This is a genomic window from Franzmannia pantelleriensis, assembly GCF_900102875.1.
Lineage (GTDB): Bacteria > Pseudomonadota > Gammaproteobacteria > Pseudomonadales > Halomonadaceae > Franzmannia > Franzmannia pantelleriensis.
Genome location: NZ_FNGH01000005.1, coordinates 147,676 through 165,491, shown reverse-complemented (window position 1 = coordinate 165,491; position 17,816 = coordinate 147,676). Strand labels below are relative to the sequence as shown.

Here is a 17,816-nt window from a genome sequence, read left to right as displayed (position 1 = left end):
CATGCAGCAACTGAATCCTTCCGAGATCAGCGACATCATCAAGCAGCGTATCGAGAAGCTTGACGTCGCATCCGAGGCCCGTAATCAGGGCACCATCGTCAGCGTTTCCGACGGCATCGTGCGTATTCACGGCCTGGCTGACGCGATGTTCGGTGAGATGATCGAATTCCCCGGCAGCATCTTCGGCATGGTGCTCAACCTCGAGCGCGACTCCGTCGGTGCCGTGGTGCTGGGCGACTACCTGCAGCTCGAAGAGGGCATGACCGCCAGCTGTACCGGTCGTATCCTCGAGGTGCCGGTGGGCCCCGAGCTGGTGGGCCGCGTGGTCGACCCGCTGGGCATTCCCATCGACGGCAAGGGCGACATCGACGCCAAGCTGACCGACGCGGTGGAAAAGGTCGCCCCAGGCGTCATCACCCGTCAGTCCGTCGACGAGCCGATCCAGACCGGCCTCAAGTCGATCGACGCCATGGTGCCGATCGGTCGCGGCCAGCGTGAGCTGATTATCGGCGACCGCCAGATCGGTAAGTCGGCGATCGCCATCGACGCGATCATCAACCAGAAAGGCAAGGGCGTCACCTGCGTCTACGTGGCCATCGGCCAGAAGCAGTCGACGATTGCCAACGTGGTACGCAAGCTCGAAGAGCACGGCGCCATGGAGCACACCATCGTGGTCGCCGCCGGCGCTGCCGATCCGGCCCCGATGCAGTTCCTGGCGGCCTACTCCGGCTGCACCATGGGCGAGTACTTCCGTGACCGCGGCGAAGACTCGCTGATCGTTTATGACGATCTCTCCAAGCAGGCTGTGGCCTACCGTCAGGTATCGCTGCTGCTGCGTCGCCCGCCTGGGCGCGAAGCTTATCCGGGTGACGTTTTCTACCTCCACTCGCGTCTGCTGGAGCGTGCTGCGCGGGTCAATGCCGACTACGTCGAGAAGTTCACCGACGGCGAGGTCAAGGGCCAGACCGGCTCGCTGACCGCGCTGCCGATCATCGAGACCCAGGGCGGCGACGTTTCGGCGTTCGTTCCGACCAACGTGATCTCGATCACCGACGGTCAGATCTTCCTCGAGACCAACCTGTTCAACTCGGGCATTCGTCCGGCGATCAACGCCGGCCTGTCGGTGTCGCGGGTAGGTGGCTCGGCGCAGACCAAGATCATCAAGAAGCTCGGCGGTAGCGTCCGCCTGGCGCTGGCTCAGTACCGCGAGCTGGCGGCGTTCTCGCAGTTTGCGTCTGACCTCGACGAGGCCACCCGCAAGCAGCTCGAGCACGGTCAGCGCGTCACCGAGCTGATGAAGCAGAACCAGTATTCGCCGCTGTCCGTGGCCGAGATGGCGCTGTCGCTGTACGCCGCCAACGAAGGTCACCTGGATGACGTCGATGTCAGCAAGGTGCTGGACTTCGAGCGTGCCCTGCACGAGTACATGAAGTCCGAGCATGCCGAGCTGCTCGACAAGATCAACCAGACCGGCGACTACAGCAGCGAGATCCAGGAAGGCTTGAAGGCGGGTCTCGAGAAGTTCAAGGCGACTCAGAGCTGGTAATGCCGAGGGCCCGCTCCTCGGAGTGGGCCAGCATGCTTTCTGAGAGCCACGAACGAGGGTAGATCGCTATGGCAGCTGCAAAAGAGATACGCACCCAGATCGGGAGCATCAAGAATACGCAGAAGATCACCAGCGCCATGGAAATGGTGGCTGCGTCGAAGATGCGTAAAGCCCAGGACCTGATGAAGGCCAGCCACCCCTATTCGCGCTTGATTCGCGACGTGGTGGCGCATATCGCCGATGCCGACATGGATCCCGAGGACATGCACCCGTACATGGTCGAGCGCTCCGTGGAGCGGGTCGGCTATATCGTGGTGTCCACTGACCGCGGCCTGTGCGGCGGCTTGAACGTCAACCTGTTCAAGGCCGTCCTCAAGGATGCCAAGGCATGGCGCGACCAGGGCGCAGAACTGGAGTTCTGTGCGCTGGGCGCCAAGGCCAGCACGTTCTTTCGCAACTACGGGGGCAACCTCGTGGCAGCCAAGAGCGGACTCGGCGAATCGCCGCGGGTCCAGGACCTGATCGGTAGCGTCAAGGTCATGCTGGAAGCATATGACGAAGGGCGTCTGGATCGGCTGTTCGTGGTGTACAACGAATTCGTCAACACCATGACCCAACAGCCGGTGGTCAGGCAGCTTCTCCCGCTCTCTCCGGACATCGGAGAGGCAGATGATGATGAAGAACAGACTCGTCCCGGAAGCTGGGACTACCTGTATGAGCCGGATGCCAAGGTGCTGCTGGACCGGCTGCTCGAGCGCTTCATCGAGTCGCAGGTCTATCAGTCGGTGGTCGAGAACACCGCCTGTGAGCAGGCCGCGCGGATGATTGCGATGAAGAGTGCCACCGACAACGCCGGTGGTCTGATCGACGATCTGCAACTGGTGTACAACAAGGCCCGTCAGGCCGCGATTACCCAGGAAATCTCGGAGATCGTCGGTGGCGCAGCCGCCGTATAGCAGCTTGGGAAGCCAGGTTTCATTTGCAGGTATTTAAGAGGAACCAAGATGAGCGGACGTATCGTACAAATCATCGGCGCGGTGATTGACGTAGAGTTTCCGCGGGACTCAGTGCCCAAGGTCTACGACGCGTTGAAGGTCTCGGAAGTCGACACCGTGCTCGAAACCCAGCAGCAGCTGGGTGACGGCGTGGTGCGGACCATCGCCATGGGCTCCACCGAGGGCCTCAAGCGTGGCATGGACGTTGCCAACACCGGTGCAGCCATCTCCGTCCCCGTGGGCAAGGAGACGCTGGGCCGGATCATGAACGTGCTTGGTGAGCCGATCGATGAAGCAGGCGAGATTGGCGAGCAGGAGCGCATGCCGATCCACCGCAAGCCTCCTACCTATGCCGAGCAGGCAGCCTCCAACGAGCTACTTGAAACCGGCATCAAGGTCATCGACCTGGTCTGCCCGTTCGCCAAGGGCGGTAAGGTCGGTCTGTTCGGCGGCGCCGGCGTCGGCAAGACCGTCAACATGATGGAGCTGATCCGCAACATCGCCACCGAGCATAGCGGTTACTCGGTGTTTGCCGGTGTCGGTGAGCGTACCCGTGAGGGTAACGACTTCTATCATGAGATGACCGAGTCCAACGTCATCGACAAGGTGGCGCTGGTCTACGGCCAGATGAACGAGCCGCCCGGCAACCGTCTGCGTGTGGCGCTGACCGGTCTGACCATCGCCGAGAAATTCCGTGATGAAGGCCGCGACGTACTGCTGTTCGTCGATAACATCTATCGCTACACCCTGGCCGGTACCGAGGTCTCGGCACTGCTGGGTCGTATGCCGTCGGCGGTAGGCTATCAGCCGACGCTGGCCGAAGAGATGGGCGTTCTGCAGGAGCGTATCACCTCGACCAAGACCGGCTCGATCACCTCCGTGCAGGCGGTCTACGTACCGGCGGATGACTTGACCGATCCGTCGCCTGCGACCACCTTCTCGCACCTGGATGCGACCGTGGTACTGGCACGCTCGATCGCCGAGCTGGGTATCTATCCGGCCATCGATCCGCTCGACTCGACGTCGCGGCAGCTCGATCCACTGGTGGTTGGTCAGGAGCACTACGACACCGCTCGTGGCGTGCAGAACGTGCTGCAGCGTTACAAGGAGCTCAAGGACATCATCGCGATCCTGGGCATGGACGAGCTGTCCGATGAGGACAAGCTGGCCGTGTCACGGGCGCGTAAGATCCAGCGCTTCCTGTCGCAGCCGTTCTTCGTTGCCGAGGTGTTCACCGGGGCGCCCGGCAAGTATGTGTCGCTCAAGGACACCATCCGCGGCTTCCAGGGCATCCTCAACGGCGAGTACGACGAGCTGCCGGAGCAGGCCTTCTACATGGTGGGTTCGATCGACGAAGCCGTCGAGAAAGCCAACCAGATGAAGTAAGGCCGTCCACCCAGAGGGGACAACACTATGGCGAACAGCTTCAAGTGCGAGATTGTCAGCGCCGAGGAAGCGGTGTTCTCCGGCGAGGTCGAGCAGGTGGTCGCCGCCGGGATCATGGGTGACCTGGGCATTCTGCCCGGGCACACCCCGCTGCTGACCGAGCTGCAGCCCGGCCCGGTCAGGGTGACGCTGGCGGGTGGCGTCGAGGAGAACTTCTACATCTCGGGCGGCTTCCTGGAAGTCCAGCCCAAGGTGGTGTCGATTCTCGCCGATGCGGCCACCCGCGCCGGTGACATTGATGAAGCAGCGGCTGAAGAGGCCCGTCAACAGGCGCTCAAGGCGTTCAACGAGAAGTCCTCGGAGCTGGATTACTCGCGGGCGGCATCAGAGCTCGCCGAGGCGGTGGCCCAGCTTAGAACGATTCAGCAGCTGCGCAAGAAGGCCGGCAAGGGCTGATAGGTTCCTGCCGTGGAAAACGCCCCCCGTGTCGTTGACCGGGGGGCGTTTGCATGTCTGTTATCATGGCAGCAGCCATCGTGGCCGGCCACAACCTGGCTTGGTTACCATTCCAATAGGCGTCAGGAGGATGCCATGTCCCTGAACGAATCCTTGATTGAGCAGCACGATGCTCTGATGGTTGCCCTGCAAGCCGATGAGACCGAGCAACTGGAGCGCCTGCTGCAGGAGATGCGGGCTGCCGATATCGCCGAGGTTCTCGAGCATATCGCCGAAGAGGAGGAGCATCGCCAAACGGTATTTGCCCTGCTGGCGACGCTGTCTGTGGAGCGGCGTGCGCATATCATTGGCTACCTTCCAGAGGACCTCCAGGAAGAACTCGCCAATGAAATGAGTGATGAAACCCTGCTGTCTGTACTGGAAGAGATGAGTGCCGATGAGCGGGCCGACCTCTTTAACCTGCTCGATGAAGACCGCCGCGAGGGGCTTCTGAGGCGTATGGCCAAGCAGGAGCGCGAGGATCTCAAGCGGCTGGCCAGCTATGAGGAGGGGACCGCCGGGGCGATCATGACCTCGGACTACGTGGCAATTCCCAGTGGCATGACGGTATCTCAGGCGATGATGCGGGTACGCCAGACGGCGCCAGATGCGGAAACGGTCTACCAGCTGTATATCACCGACACAGATGGTCGGTTGGCCGGCACCCTGTCGCTACGTCAGCTGATGGTGGCGCGCCCTGGGGCGCTGGTCGATGACCTGATGATCAAGGACGTGATCAGCGTGGACGTGGAGGCGGCTCAGGAAGATGTCGCCAAGATGATCGCCCGCTACGACATGCTGGCGGTACCGGTGCTGGATGCCGATGCACGCCTGGTGGGTATCATCACCCACGACGACGCCATGGACGTCGCCGAGGAGGAGGCCACCGAGGACATGCACAAGGGGGTGTCCGTCGGCAAGCTGGAAGGAGGCCTGCGTTCTGCCAGTCTGTTTGAACTCTATCGCAAGCGCATCGTCTGGCTGGTGCTGCTGGTATTCGCCAATATCTTTTCGGGTGCCGGTATCGCCTACTTCGAGGAGACCATTGAAGCCTATATTGCGTTGGTGTTCTTCCTCCCACTGTTGGTCGACAGCGGCGGTAACGCCGGTTCCCAGGCCGCGACGCTGATGGTGCGGGGTATGGCCACCGGCGACGTGCGCAGTCGTGACTGGGCCAAGCTGCTGGGTCGCGAAGTATTCGTCGCCCTGGGCCTGGGTCTGACCATGGCGCTGGCCGTGTCGGTGGTGGGGGTGTTCCGTGCGGGCACCGAGATCGCCCTGGTAGTCGCCATGAGCATGGTATTGATCGTGATCGTCGGCAGCCTGATCGGGATGATCCTGCCTTTCATCCTCAATCGCTTGGGCTGGGATCCGGCGACGGCCTCTGCACCACTGGTAACGTCGATTGCCGATGCCTCCGGGGTGCTGATCTACTTTGCCTTGGCCACCGCCATATTGGGGCTGCCAGGAGGATAGGCCACTCATTCGGCACTCAAGACGCCGGGCACGACCATTTGCCCGGCGCCTGTCGGGATGGCTTTCATACAATGCACATAGAGCTTGGTTAGGATCGCGGTGACAGATGGCACACCGGTCCCGGCGGACAGCATATTACCGAGTGTGTATCCTGGCTATGGTCCTGCCCTGGGTGGCACTTGAAGTGAGTGCTCAGTGCCGCCTGAGCGGGGTGTCATCTATCGACCAATTAAGGACTCTCCATGGATTGGCTACAGGTCGTCGTTCTTTCGTTGGTCCAGGGGTTAACCGAGTTCCTGCCAATCTCCAGTTCGGCGCACCTGATTCTGGTGCCGGTGCTGACTCCTTGGGACGATCAGGGCCTGGCCTTCGACGTGGCGCTGCATATCGGCAGTCTGGCGGCGGTGATTCTCTATTTTCGCCATGAGCTGAAGCGCATGACGTTGAGCTGGCTGGCGTCCTGTCGCGGTCATCAGAGCGATGAGGACGGTCAACTGGCGTGGTGGGTGCTGCTGGCGACGGTGCCGGTGGGCATTGCGGCACTGATCTTCAAGGGCCCCATCGAGACCAGCATGCGCTCGCCGCTGCTGATCGGCGTTAGCTTGATCGGCTTCGGGCTGGTGCTGGGCTATGCCGACTGGCGCAAGAAGGGGGAGCGTAGCGAGTATCAGCTCAGCCTCAAGGATGCGCTGCTGATCGGCGGCGCCCAGGCGCTAGCCTTGATTCCCGGTACGTCGCGCTCGGGGATCACCATCACTGCCGCGCTACTGCTTGGCATGAATCGTGAAGCAGCGGCGCGGTTTTCGTTTCTGATGTCGATTCCGGTGATCGTGCTGGCCGGTGGGCTCGAGGTGTTCGGCTTGATTCGCGAACCGGAGGACGTCGCCTGGGTGGCACTGCTGCTCGGGACACTGCTGTCGGGTATCAGTGCCTATCTGTGCATTCACTACTTCCTGGCCTTCATCAAGCGCATCGGCATGCAGCCCTTCGTCATCTATCGCGTTATCTTTGGACTCTGGCTGCTGTGGTTCTTCTGGTAGCCCCTGGAGAGAGTAAGCATGAACGTCATCCGTCTTTTGCTGTTGTCGTTACTCCCCGCCGCACTCCTAGCCGGCTGCGGTGAGCAGGATCCTGAGCTCGATTCACCGGTGCGGCTCGAGGGCAACATCTTCGGTTCCTTCTATCAGGTCACCATCGCCGACCCGCTCACCCGCAGCCAGGCCGAAGACCTCGAGGAGGGCTTCGTTGCCGAACTCGACGATGTCGATGCGGCGATGTCGATCTACCGTGACGACAGCGAACTGATGGACCTCAATAATACGCCGGTGGGTGAGTGGCTGACGCTCTCCGATGCGCTGTTCGAAGTGCTGGCGGTGAGTCAGTCGGTGGCCGCGGAGAGTGATGGCAGCTTCGATGTCACCATCGGAGGACTGGTCAACCTGTGGAGTTTCGGCTCGGAATCCCGCCCCCAGGAAGTCCCGTCACCGGAAGATCTTGCAGAACGGCTTGCAGAGGTCGGCTACGACAAGCTCGAGCTGGACGCCAGCGAAACCCGGGCCAGGCGTACCGGCGATGTATTCATCGACCTCGGTGGGGTGGCCAAGGGCCACGGCACCGATCGCGTCGCCGCCTACCTCGACGCGCAAGGCATAGAACATTATCTGGTCAACCTGGGTGGCGATCTGATCGTCAAGGGCTATCGTGATGAGCAGCAGAACCCGTGGCGGATCGGCGTCGAGGTACCGGACGGTAGTCGTCAGGTTGCCCATCATACGCTGCCGCTGCACGATATTTCGGTGGCCACATCCGGCGACTACCGCAACTATTTCGAGGCCGACGGACGGCGTTATTCGCATACCATCGACCCGCGCAGCGGCACGCCGATCGAGCATTCGCTGGCCTCGGTGACGGTGTTGCACCCCTCCAACGCCTGGGCCGATGCCTGGGCCACGGCATTGATGGTGCTAGGCCCCGAGCAGGGGCTACAGCTGGCCGAGCAGCACAGCCTGATGGTGATGCTGCTGGTGCGCGACGGTGACGGTTGGGCGACGCGTACGAGTTCGGCATTCATCGACTATTTCGGCGCCGAGACGCTCGCCGATATCGGCATCGATGTCGACGACTGAACAAGGAGAGAGCATGACCCTCGACGTAGTAATTCTAGCCGCTGGCCAAGGCACACGGATGCGCTCTACACGGCCCAAAGTGCTACACAGCCTGGCCGGCAAGCCGATGGTGCGTCATGTCATCGATACCGCGGCTACCCTCGATGCCGAGAAGCTGCACGTGGTAATCGGCCACGGTGGCGATCAGTTGCGCCAGGCGCTGGGTGACAGCCCGGTGAGTTTTGCCGTGCAGGCCGAGCAGAAGGGCACTGGCCATGCGGTGGCCCAGGCCCTCGATGCCCTGGGCCCCGACAAGGTGCTGGTGCTCTACGGCGATGTGCCACTGATTCGTCGCGAGACCCTGGCGGCGCTGCTCGACAGCGTCAGCGAGCGGCAGATGGCGCTGCTCACCGTGACCCTCGACGACCCTAGTGGCTATGGCCGTATCCTGCGTAATGACGACGGCCAGGCAGTGGCCATCGTCGAGCACAAGGATGCCAGTGAGAGTGAGCGGGCGATTCAGGAGTGCAATACCGGGATCATGGCGATGACCACCAGCCAACTGCGTCGCTGGTTGCCACAGCTCTCGGCGGACAACGCCCAGGGCGAGTACTACCTGACCGACGTGATTGCCTTGGCAGCGGCGGAGGGCGTTGACATTGCTACCGCCCAGCCGTCCAGCCCGGTGGAGGTCGAGGGCGTCAATAATCGTGCCCAGATGGCGCGTCTCGAGCGAGCCCATCAGCAAGCCATCGCCGAGCAGCTGATGGCTGAAGGGGTTGCGCTGGCCGACCCGGCGCGCCTGGACGTACGCGGCAGCCTGCGCTGTGGCCACGATGTAGAGATCGACGTCGGCTGCGTGTTCGAAGGCGAGGTGGAACTCGGTGAAGGCGTGCGCATTGGCCCTTACTGCGTGATTCGCGACAGCCATATCGGCGCCGAGAGCGTGATCGAGTCGCATAGCGTTCTCGAGGGTGCGGTGGCCGCCGGACATAATCGCATTGGGCCCTTTGCCCGGCTGCGCCCGGGGTCACGCCTGGCGGTGGGTGCCAAGGTCGGTAACTTCGTCGAAACCAAGAACGTCGAGGTCGGTGAAGGCAGCAAGATCAATCACCTTAGCTATGTTGGTGACGCCAGCCTGGGACGCGGGGTCAACGTAGGCGCCGGTACCATCACCTGCAACTACGACGGTGCCAACAAGCATCGTACCGAGATCGGTGACGACGCCTTCATCGGCTCCAACAGCGCACTGGTGGCGCCGGTCAGCGTGGGCAAGGGCGCCACCGTTGGCGCCGGCTCGACCATCAGCAAGGATATTGCCGACGGTGCCCTGGCGGTATCGCGGGCGCGACAGATCAGCAAGCCTGGCTGGCCGCGGCCAACCAAGACGTCCTGAACCATCGGCGCTCCGGGCCTATGCCGCTTCGATCCTGTCGAAGCGGCATTTTTATGCCTGGTTTGTTGACCTTACCAGCCGAATAGTCTTTCATTTGTCGATCTATATCTTTCGAATCGAAATATAGTGGTTTCAAATTGACATGACTAAGCGCAATACCGCCCAGCGGCGCCATGCCATCCTGGCCTATGTGAACACCGAGGGCGAAGTCAGCGTCGAGGCCCTGGCGCAGCGCTTCGATTTCTCCGAGGTGACGATCCGCAAGGATCTGGCCACCCTGGAGAAGAGCGGGCTGCTATTGCGCCGCCATGGCGGCGCCATGCCGCTGCCGGCCGAGCTGCTCGACACTGCGCTGAACGTGTCAGCAGCCAAACGGGCAATAGCCGTTGCCGCGGCACGGCGGCTTCGTGAGCACAACCGCATCATCATCGACAGCGGTACCACGACCTCGGCGATGATTCCCGAGCTGGACGGCAAGACCGGCCTGGTAGTCATGACCAACTCCTTGGCAGTCGCCAATGCGCTACATGCCCTGGAGCGCGAGCCCATGCTGCTGATGACCGGCGGCACCTGGGATCCCCACTCAGAGTCGTTCCAAGGCCAGGTCGCCGAGGATGTACTGCGCCACTATGATTTCGACCAGCTATTCATCGGTGCCGATGGCATCGATCTGGCGCGAGGCACAACGACCTTCAACGAGCTGCTGGGGCTGTCGCGGGTCATGGCCGAGGTGGCTCGAGAGGTCGTGGTACTGGTAGAGGCCGACAAGATAGGTCGGCGGATCCCTAATCTCGAGTTGCCGTGGGCTTGTATCGATACACTGATCACGGACCAGCGCCTCGAAGATACCGCCCGCCGGGCGATCGAGGCACACGACGTCGAGGTCGTCACCGTCGCGGTGGACGAACCTGAATCAAGGAGGTAGTGCAATGTGTGGAATCGTGGGAGCGGTAGCCGGGCGTAACGTGCAGGGCATACTGCTCGAGGGGCTAAAGCGCCTCGAGTATCGCGGCTATGATTCGGCCGGGATGGCCGTCCTCGGCGAGAGTGGTAGCCTGGATCGGCGACGTGCGGTGGGCAAGGTCGCGGCGCTTGCCGAGCGGCTCGAGCAGATGGCCTTGCCGGGCAGTGTGGGGATCGCGCATACCCGCTGGGCAACCCATGGCAAGCCCAGCGAGGAAAACGCCCATCCCCACCAGTCGGCTGGTCGCCTGGCGGTAGTGCATAACGGCATCATCGAGAACTTCGAGACACTCAAGGCTGACCTGCAGGCCAGCGGCTACGTGTTCGAGTCGCAGACCGATACCGAGGTCATCGCCCACCTACTGGATCGCGAGAGCCAGGCCCAAGGCGACCTGATGGCAGCGGTGCAGCGGGTGCTGGCAAGGCTCGACGGAGCCTATGCACTGGGAGTGGTGCATGCCGCCGAGCCGGACGTGGTGATCGGCGCGCGCAAGGGCAGCCCACTGGTGGTGGGCGTGGGCATCGAGGAAGCCTTCCTGGCCTCGGATCCGCTGGCGCTGCTGCAGGTTACCGACCGTTTCATCTACCTCCAGGAGGGTGATGTGGTACGCCTCACTCGAGGCGGGGTGATCGAGATCGTCGATGCCGAAGGGCGCTCGGTAGAGCGTGAGATCCAGACCTTCGAGCACGGCGATGGGGCCGCCAACAAGGGCAATTACCGCCACTTCATGCTCAAGGAAATCCACGAGCAGCCGGCCGTCATTGCCCAGACCCTGGAAGGGCGGCTTACAGATCGTGGCGTGCTGGTCAAGAGCTTTGGCGTCGAGGCCGAGGCGCTATTTTCGCAGGCCAGGCAGATCCATATCATTGCCTGCGGCACCAGCTATCACGCCGGCATGGTGGCGCGCTACTGGCTCGAGCGCTATGCGGGGATTCCTACCCAGGTCGAAGTTGCCTCGGAGTATCGCTACCGCCGCGTGGTGGTACCCGAGGGCACGCTGTTCGTGACCCTGTCGCAGTCCGGCGAAACGGCCGATACCCTGGCGGCGCTGCGCTTTGCCAAGGGCAGCGGTTACCTGGGTAGCCTGGCGATCTGCAACGTGCCGGGCAGTTCACTGGTGCGCGAGTCGGATCTGACACTGATGACCCACGCCGGGCCGGAAATCGGCGTGGCCTCGACCAAGGCCTTCACCACTCAGTTGACTGCACTGATGCTGTTTACCCTGGCGCTGGGACGGCAACGCGGCATAGATGATGGCCAACAGGCCGATATCGTGGCGGCGCTGCGCGGCCTGCCGGCCTTGGTCACCCGGGTCCTGGCGCTGGATCCCGAGATCGAACGGTTATCGGTGGATTTCGCCGAGAAGCACCACGCGCTGTTCCTGGGCCGCGGCGCGCACTTTCCGATCGCCCTGGAGGGTGCGCTGAAGCTCAAGGAGATCTCCTACATCCACGCCGAGGCCTATCCGGCCGGCGAGCTCAAGCACGGCCCGCTGGCACTGGTCGACAGCGAGATGCCGGTCATCTCGGTGGCGCCTAACGACGAGCTGCTCGACAAGCTCAAGTCGAACCTGCAGGAGGTGCGTGCCCGCGGCGGTGAGCTGTATGTCTTCGGCGATGAGCAGGTCGCAATCGAGCCTGAAGAGGGCATCAAGGTGCTTCACCTGCCCCATGTCGACGAGGCACTCGCGCCGATCCTATATACCCTGCCGCTGCAGCTGCTCTCCTATCACGTCGCGGTACTCAAGGGCACCGACGTCGATCAGCCGCGTAATCTGGCCAAGTCGGTGACGGTGGAGTAACGTCAGCTGCGTACCCAGCCCCGCTGGATCAGCGGGGCGAACAGCCAGCGATACAGCCGGCTGGCCACGTGGTGATAGAAGGGCGCCACCAGCCAGCCACGGCAAGCGCCTACCAGGCCGGCAACACTGGCAGCCAGCACGGCGGCGCCCAGCATGTCCTGGGGGAAGTGCACGCCGAGGAAGATCCTCGCCCAGGCCACGGGTAGTGCCAGTAGTAGCAAGGCAGCTCCGATGCGCCGCGTCTTGATATGCAGCAGCAGGCTGAAGCTCATGGTCAATATGATGGTCAGGTGATTGCTGGGGAAGGCGGGGGTCGCACGGTGTTCCAGCAGAGACTCACCAACCGGCACCATGAAGGGGCGTGGCGTTGGCCATAGCAGGCCGATGACGTAGCTAATCGCCAGCGCCAGCAGGGTAGCCATGAACGCCTCTAGCAGGGGGCGCTTGAGCCGTTCGCTGCCGCGCAGCCAACCGACGACCAGCAGGGCCGGCACCAGCCAGATCAATTGGACCGCACACAGCTGGGCGATTAGCACGCTGCTGGAAGCTGTATCGGGCGGCGCGTTGAGAAGATCGAATAGCGTGAGATTCAGGGTGTTCATGGCATTCATGTGACAGCGAGGTGACAGTGGCCGGACAACTCTACCTTGGCTTGGCCATGTGGGCCAATGTTGACTGGCGAGGTAGTCTCTATCCGCCTCACGGTGGCCAGCAGGAGTGGCTGAGTGACTATGCCCGAGTTTTTTCGGCCGTGGAGGGCAATACCACTTTTTATAGCGGTGCACCCAAGGTCGAGACGGTGGCCAGCTGGGCGCGACAGGCGCCTGCCGACTTCCGCTTCTGCTTCAAGCTACCGGCGCGCCTGACCCACGACGCGCGGCTGGTGAATGTCGATGCCGAGGTCGACACCTTCCTTGAACGCCTGGCCCCTTTGCATGACCGCCTAGGCCCCTTGATGGTGCAGCTGCCGCGCGATTTTGGGGCAGAGGAACTTCCCCAGCTCGATCATCTGCTGTCGCGTTGGCCGGCGGAAATCCCTTGTGCCGTTGAGGTCCGCCATAGCGACTTTTTCCACAAGGGCAGCGCCGAGGTGATGCTTAACCGGTTGTTGATAAGTCGCGGTGTGGATCGTGTCATGCTCGACGTACGTCCGCTCTTTTCCACACCGGCCGGCAGCGATCCGCGCCTTCTAAAGGCACAAGGCGAAAAGCCCAGACGCCCGCTACACGTGCTGTCCACCGGTGACCGGCCGCTGGTGCGGTTTATCGGTCACGTTGACGACGCGATCAATGAGCGTTACTTCACGGCTTGGGCGGAGAGGCTATGCCTGTGGATAAAACAGGGGAAAAGTCCTTTTCTCTTTGTGCATACCGCGGATAACCGTCACGCCCCTCAGCTGGCAAGGCGGCTTCACGACGAGGTGGCAAGCCGGCTCGGTCAGGCGACTATCGGGGCGTTTAGCGGGGAGGCTCAGGCCACGCTGTTTTAAGGAAACTCTGAACAAATCGCCGAGCGAGATGAAGCACAAGGCGCACGGAGCACAGGAACCGGAGCATATGGGGTATATGTGAGGATTCCGACCGGGCTGGCGCACCAGCACCGCGCAACGCAGTGATTCGCTCGTATAGGCATTTGTGCAGTGCTTTCTTAAGCGTTCGGCCGGATATTGAGGGAGTGAAGGCTAACTGACCTCGCTCGGGGGAGGCCTGCAGGGAACAGCGGTAGGCGCCGTAGCGCAGTAACGGCTGGGCCGTGTATTTTTGCCTACTGGATGAGCTCGTCGTCATCCAGATCGGCGATATCGCGCTCTAGACGTTTGAACTCCCGGTGCAGCTCGATACCGCGGCGGGCGCGTAGGTAGCGCACGGCAGCGGTCTTCTGGCGCTGCTTGTGCTCATCGACCTCCATGCTCATAAAAATATCGAGAAGCTCGGTTTTGAGGGAGGATACCTGTTCGACATTGCGCATGTTCGACTCTCCTGACTCAAGACTTTCACTTGATGTAGCATCCGGCCGGAAGACCGCTACGCTACCGGCAGGTCTTTTTACTATACCTCAGTTGACAAAATGATGAATCCCTGTTTTTTGCTGCTTGCCAGTGGGGGCTCACCATCGCGCTGCCGCTGAGGCATACTGGTGACCAGCTAGCGGTTTGCCGCAGGCAGTACACCGGATATCCAATAGTTATGCACAAGTTATGCCAGCAAGGAGCCTGACGTGAGCCGCGCCCTATTCGACGAGCTGAGAAGCCGCATGGAGCACTTTCGACGCTCCGAACAGAAGGTTGCGCGCTTCGTGCTGCGCAACCCCGACGAGGTTATCCACATGCGCATCGTCGACCTGGCCACCGAGGCCAAGGTCAGCGAACCCACCGTGGTGCGCTTCTGTCGTGCGCTGGGCTGTAACGGCTTTCAAGACTTCAAGCTCAAGCTGGCGCAGATGCTGGCCACCGGCAGCCAGTTCGCCCAGTTCTCGATGAATGACGATGACTCGGTGGCGGAGTTTTCCCACAGCATCTTCGACTCCACCGTGGGTACCCTGCTGTCGGTGCGTGACCGGCTCGACAACGATCTGCTCAGCCAGGCGATCAGCGCTCTGGCGATGGCCAACCGTGTCGAGTTTTACGGCTTCGGCGCCTCCGGCGCGGTGGCCTTCGACGCCCAGCACAAGTTCTTCCGCCTGCAGATCTCCACCTCGGCCTATGCCGACCCGCACATGCAGAACATGTCGGCAGTGACCCTGAAACCCGGCGATGTGGTGGTGGCGATCTCTCAGACCGGCCGTACCAAGGCGCTGGTTGCCAGCGTCCAGCTGGCCCGCGAGGTCGGCGCGACGGTGATCGGGTTGTGCCCGAGCGATTCGCCGCTGGCCGCCGAGGTTTCGATCCCGCTGTTCATCGACGTTCACGAGGACATCGAGATCTACACGCCGATGAGCTCGCGAATCGCCCATCTGGTGCTGATCGACGTGCTCGCGGTGGGAGTCGCCAAGACCCGCGGGCCGAAGCTCACCGAGCAGCTCAAGTCGGTCAAGCGCAGCCTCAATTCGCTGCGCTTTCCTGAGCCGGAGGAGTGAGCGGCAATATGCTACGCTAGGCATCCATTTTCGACCTGCAAGTGCCAGCCCCTATGGATGACGTCACGGCGATTCTCGATCACCTCAATCCCGCCCAGCGTGAGGCGGTAAGTGGGCCCCAGGGCAACATGCTGGTGCTCGCCGGGGCCGGTTCCGGCAAGACCCGGGTGCTGGTGCATCGTATCGCCTGGCTGCTGCAGACCGAGGGCATGTCACCCTACGCGATTCTTGCCGTGACCTTCACCAACAAGGCGGCCCGCGAGATGCGTACCCGCCTCGAGGCGCTGCTCGGCCTGTCGCTGCGCAACATGTGGGTGGGCACCTTCCACTCCATCGCCCATCGCCTGCTGCGCACCCACTGGCAGGATGCGCGGCTGCCCCAGCACTTCCAGATCATCGACAGCGACGACCAGCTGCGCCTGGTCAAGCGCCTGCTCAAGGACCACCGCATCGACGACGAGCGCTTCCCGCCGCGTCAGGTGCAGTATTTCATCTCCGGCTGCAAGGAGGAGGGGCTGCGACCGCATCAGGTCGATGCCCACGGCGATGGTTACATGGCGCAGATGGTCGAGCTCTACGAACGCTACCAGCTGACCTGCGAGCGTGGCGGCCTGGTCGACTTCGGCGAGCTGCTGCTCCGGAGCCTCGAGCTGCTGCGCGACACCCCGGCGCTGCTGGCGCATTATCAGGCGCGCTTTGCGCATGTGCTGGTCGACGAGTTCCAGGACACCAACACCCTGCAGTACGCCTGGCTTAAACTGCTGACCGGCGAGGCGGCCGGCATGACCGTGGTAGGCGACGACGACCAGTCAATCTATGGCTGGCGCGGCGCGCGGGTCGAGAACATTCGCCGCTTCGAGCAGGAGTTCCGCGATACCCGCACGGTGCGGCTGGAGCAGAACTACCGCTCCACCAGCGCCATCCTCGATGCCGCCAACGCGCTGATCAGCCACAACACCGGGCGCATGGGCAAGGAGCTGTGGACCGAAGGCACCAAGGGCGAGCCGATCTCGGTCTATGCCGGCTTCAACGACCTCGATGAAGCGCGCTTCATCGTCGATACCATTGGTGAGCAGGTGCGCGACGGCGCGGCGCGGCGAGAGATTGCGATCCTCTACCGCTCCAATGCCCAGTCGCGGGTACTCGAGGAGACTCTGATCCGCCAGGGCGTGCCCTACCGCATCTACGGCGGCCAGCGCTTCTATGAGCGGCTCGAGATCAAGAACGCCCTGGCCTACTTGCGGCTGCTGCTCAATCGCGAGGACGACGCCTCCCTGGAGCGCGTCATCAACGTGCCGGCCCGCGGCATCGGCACCCGCACCGTCGAGATCCTCCGCGAGCATGCACGGCTCAATAACGTCTCGCTATGGCAGGCGCTGCACGACGCGCTCAGCGATGCGCTGCTCAAGGGCCGTGCCGCCAATGCGGTGCGTGCCTTTGCCGAGCTGATCGAACAACTCGACAACGACACCGCCGGCATGGCCCTGCACGAGATCATCGCCCATGTGAATCACTCGAGTGGGCTGGTCGAGCACCACGCCAATGAGAAGGGCGAGAAGGGCCAGGCCCGGGTCGAGAACCTCGAGGAGCTGATCAACGCCGCCCGCGCCTTTACCCAGGGCGATGCACTGGAGAATCAGGAGGTCGGCGAGGGCGCCGCGGCGCTGGAGCCGTTCCTCTCCGAAGCGGCGCTCAACGCCGGCGACCACGAGGCCGACGAGTTCGAGGACTGCGTGCAGCTGATGACCCTTCACTCCGCCAAGGGCCTGGAGTTTCCCATCGTCTTCGTGGCCGGCGTCGAGGAGGGACTGTTCCCGCACAAGATGTCGCTGGAGGAGCCCGGTCGCCTCGAGGAGGAGCGCCGGCTCTGCTACGTGGGCTTGACCCGGGCCATGCGCAAGCTCTACCTGACCTACGCCGAACTACGCCGCCTGCACGGCAAGGAGACCTTCCAGCGGCCGTCGCGCTTTCTACGCGAACTGCCCGAGGAGCTGCTCGAGGAGGTGCGCCTGCGCGGCCAGATCTCGCGTCCGGTGACCGCGCGCCCGGCGGTGGGCCTATCGCAGCAGACCTCAGTGAATGGCGGCGGCGACCTGCCCAGCCTGTCGCTGGGGCAGCGGGTCAGCCATCCGCTGTTCGGCGAGGGGGTGATCCTCAACGCCGAGGGCGAGGGCGAACGTGCCCGGGTCCAGGTCAGCTTCGAGGGCGAGGGCGACAAGTGGCTGGTGCTGGGCTTTGCCAAGCTGACCCCGCTGTAGAAAGTCAGTAAGGAGCGTCGGGGCAGAAGAAAGCAAGCGAGAGACGCCGGGGGCAGGCCGCAGCATCGCTCTCGGAACTGATCTGGCGGTAGGCCTACGGGGAGGCGCTGTAAACCCATCCCTGGGCGCTACCTTGCGCCCTGCTTCACTCTCGCATCCTGCTCCGCTTGCAGGACCGGGGCTGGCCATCCATGGCCAGCCCGTCCGGAGGAATCCTCCTCACCCATGGCGCAAACCTCCCCTTCGACCTACCGCCAGCGTTCCTCGCCAACAGCAATATCACTAAATGTCTGCGTTGAGCGGCGGGGCTTGCCGAACG

Annotated in this window: 15 protein-coding genes; 13 read left to right on the top strand and 2 right to left on the bottom strand. The window is 62.7% G+C overall.

The features are described 5' to 3' along the window. The first annotated feature begins 1 nt into the window (after position 1). From atpA to glmS, 10 genes are all read left to right on the top strand, one after another. Positions 2-1,546, top strand: a complete 1,545-nt coding sequence (gene atpA / locus BLT16_RS07930) for a F0F1 ATP synthase subunit alpha (protein WP_089657992.1) — start codon at positions 2-4, stop codon at positions 1,544-1,546. A gap of 68 nt (positions 1,547-1,614) precedes the next feature. After that, the gene (gene atpG / locus BLT16_RS07925) at positions 1,615-2,502 is read left to right on the top strand and encodes a F0F1 ATP synthase subunit gamma (protein ID WP_089657991.1); all 888 of its coding nucleotides are present in this window, start codon (positions 1,615-1,617) and stop codon (positions 2,500-2,502) included. A gap of 48 nt (positions 2,503-2,550) precedes the next feature. Continuing rightward, positions 2,551-3,927 carry a F0F1 ATP synthase subunit beta gene (atpD, locus tag BLT16_RS07920; RefSeq protein WP_089657990.1) on the top strand — a complete coding sequence of 459 codons (1,377 nt, stop codon included), beginning with the start codon at positions 2,551-2,553 and terminating at the stop codon, positions 3,925-3,927. A gap of 27 nt (positions 3,928-3,954) precedes the next feature. After that, entirely contained in the window at positions 3,955-4,383 is a 429-nt protein-coding gene (locus tag BLT16_RS07915) for a F0F1 ATP synthase subunit epsilon (RefSeq protein ID WP_089657989.1), read from the top strand. A gap of 135 nt (positions 4,384-4,518) precedes the next feature. Beyond that, a complete protein-coding gene (gene mgtE, locus BLT16_RS07910) occupies positions 4,519-5,898 on the top strand; it encodes a magnesium transporter (RefSeq protein ID WP_089657988.1) in 1,380 nt (459 codons plus the stop codon). Positions 5,899-6,140: 242 nt separating this feature from the next. Then, positions 6,141-6,938, top strand: a complete 798-nt coding sequence (locus BLT16_RS07905; RefSeq protein WP_089657987.1) for an undecaprenyl-diphosphate phosphatase — start codon at positions 6,141-6,143, stop codon at positions 6,936-6,938. 18 nt (positions 6,939-6,956) lie between these two features. After that, positions 6,957-8,024 carry an FAD:protein FMN transferase gene (locus BLT16_RS07900; RefSeq protein WP_089657986.1) on the top strand — a complete coding sequence of 356 codons (1,068 nt, stop codon included), beginning with the start codon at positions 6,957-6,959 and terminating at the stop codon, positions 8,022-8,024. A gap of 13 nt (positions 8,025-8,037) precedes the next feature. After that, the gene (glmU, locus tag BLT16_RS07895; RefSeq protein ID WP_089657985.1) at positions 8,038-9,399 is read left to right on the top strand and encodes a bifunctional UDP-N-acetylglucosamine diphosphorylase/glucosamine-1-phosphate N-acetyltransferase GlmU; all 1,362 of its coding nucleotides are present in this window, start codon (positions 8,038-8,040) and stop codon (positions 9,397-9,399) included. A 142-nt stretch (positions 9,400-9,541) separates the two neighbouring features. Beyond that, a complete protein-coding gene (locus BLT16_RS07890) occupies positions 9,542-10,324 on the top strand; it encodes a DeoR/GlpR family DNA-binding transcription regulator (RefSeq protein ID WP_089657984.1) in 783 nt (260 codons plus the stop codon). Positions 10,325-10,328: 4 nt separating this feature from the next. Further along, positions 10,329-12,164 (top strand): glutamine--fructose-6-phosphate transaminase (isomerizing), encoded by a 1,836-nt coding sequence (glmS, locus tag BLT16_RS07885; protein ID WP_089657983.1) that lies wholly within the window; start codon positions 10,329-10,331, stop codon positions 12,162-12,164. A gap of 2 nt (positions 12,165-12,166) precedes the next feature. Here the strand turns inward: glmS and BLT16_RS07880 are convergent, their stop codons facing one another. Next, positions 12,167-12,766, bottom strand: a complete 600-nt coding sequence (locus tag BLT16_RS07880; RefSeq protein ID WP_089657982.1) for an undecaprenyl-diphosphatase — start codon at positions 12,764-12,766, stop codon at positions 12,167-12,169. Positions 12,767-12,822: 56 nt separating this feature from the next. On the opposite strand from BLT16_RS07880, the gene BLT16_RS07875 reads away from it, so the two are divergent. Then, positions 12,823-13,653 (top strand): DUF72 domain-containing protein, encoded by an 831-nt coding sequence (locus BLT16_RS07875; RefSeq protein WP_422717925.1) that lies wholly within the window; start codon positions 12,823-12,825, stop codon positions 13,651-13,653. Positions 13,654-13,928: 275 nt separating this feature from the next. On the opposite strand, the gene BLT16_RS07870 is transcribed toward BLT16_RS07875, so the two are convergent. After that, entirely contained in the window at positions 13,929-14,132 is a 204-nt protein-coding gene (locus BLT16_RS07870) for a PA3496 family putative envelope integrity protein (RefSeq protein ID WP_076749879.1), read from the bottom strand. Between the two features lie 249 nt (positions 14,133-14,381). On the opposite strand from BLT16_RS07870, the gene hexR reads away from it, so the two are divergent. Together hexR and uvrD are read left to right on the top strand one after the other, a co-directional pair. Beyond that, complete coding sequence (gene hexR / locus BLT16_RS07865) at positions 14,382-15,239, top strand: transcriptional regulator HexR (protein ID WP_089657980.1); 858 nt, start codon at positions 14,382-14,384, stop codon at positions 15,237-15,239. 53 nt (positions 15,240-15,292) lie between these two features. Further along, the gene (gene uvrD, locus BLT16_RS07860; RefSeq protein WP_089657979.1) at positions 15,293-17,497 is read left to right on the top strand and encodes a DNA helicase II; all 2,205 of its coding nucleotides are present in this window, start codon (positions 15,293-15,295) and stop codon (positions 17,495-17,497) included. The last annotated feature ends 319 nt before the right edge of the window (positions 17,498-17,816 follow it).

Coding starts and splice junctions, on each gene's coding strand:
- atpA (WP_089657992.1), top strand. CDS start 2: ATGCAGCAACTGAATCCTTCCGAGATCAGCGACATCATCAAGCAGCGT.
- atpG (WP_089657991.1), top strand. CDS start 1,615: ATGGCAGCTGCAAAAGAGATACGCACCCAGATCGGGAGCATCAAGAAT.
- atpD (WP_089657990.1), top strand. CDS start 2,551: ATGAGCGGACGTATCGTACAAATCATCGGCGCGGTGATTGACGTAGAG.
- BLT16_RS07915 (WP_089657989.1), top strand. CDS start 3,955: ATGGCGAACAGCTTCAAGTGCGAGATTGTCAGCGCCGAGGAAGCGGTG.
- mgtE (WP_089657988.1), top strand. CDS start 4,519: ATGTCCCTGAACGAATCCTTGATTGAGCAGCACGATGCTCTGATGGTT.
- BLT16_RS07905 (WP_089657987.1), top strand. CDS start 6,141: ATGGATTGGCTACAGGTCGTCGTTCTTTCGTTGGTCCAGGGGTTAACC.
- BLT16_RS07900 (WP_089657986.1), top strand. CDS start 6,957: ATGAACGTCATCCGTCTTTTGCTGTTGTCGTTACTCCCCGCCGCACTC.
- glmU (WP_089657985.1), top strand. CDS start 8,038: ATGACCCTCGACGTAGTAATTCTAGCCGCTGGCCAAGGCACACGGATG.
- BLT16_RS07890 (WP_089657984.1), top strand. CDS start 9,542: ATGACTAAGCGCAATACCGCCCAGCGGCGCCATGCCATCCTGGCCTAT.
- glmS (WP_089657983.1), top strand. CDS start 10,329: ATGTGTGGAATCGTGGGAGCGGTAGCCGGGCGTAACGTGCAGGGCATA.
- BLT16_RS07880 (WP_089657982.1), bottom strand. CDS start 12,766: ATGAACACCCTGAATCTCACGCTATTCGATCTTCTCAACGCGCCGCCC.
- BLT16_RS07875 (WP_422717925.1), top strand. CDS start 12,823: ATGTGGGCCAATGTTGACTGGCGAGGTAGTCTCTATCCGCCTCACGGT.
- BLT16_RS07870 (WP_076749879.1), bottom strand. CDS start 14,132: ATGCGCAATGTCGAACAGGTATCCTCCCTCAAAACCGAGCTTCTCGAT.
- uvrD (WP_089657979.1), top strand. CDS start 15,293: ATGGATGACGTCACGGCGATTCTCGATCACCTCAATCCCGCCCAGCGT.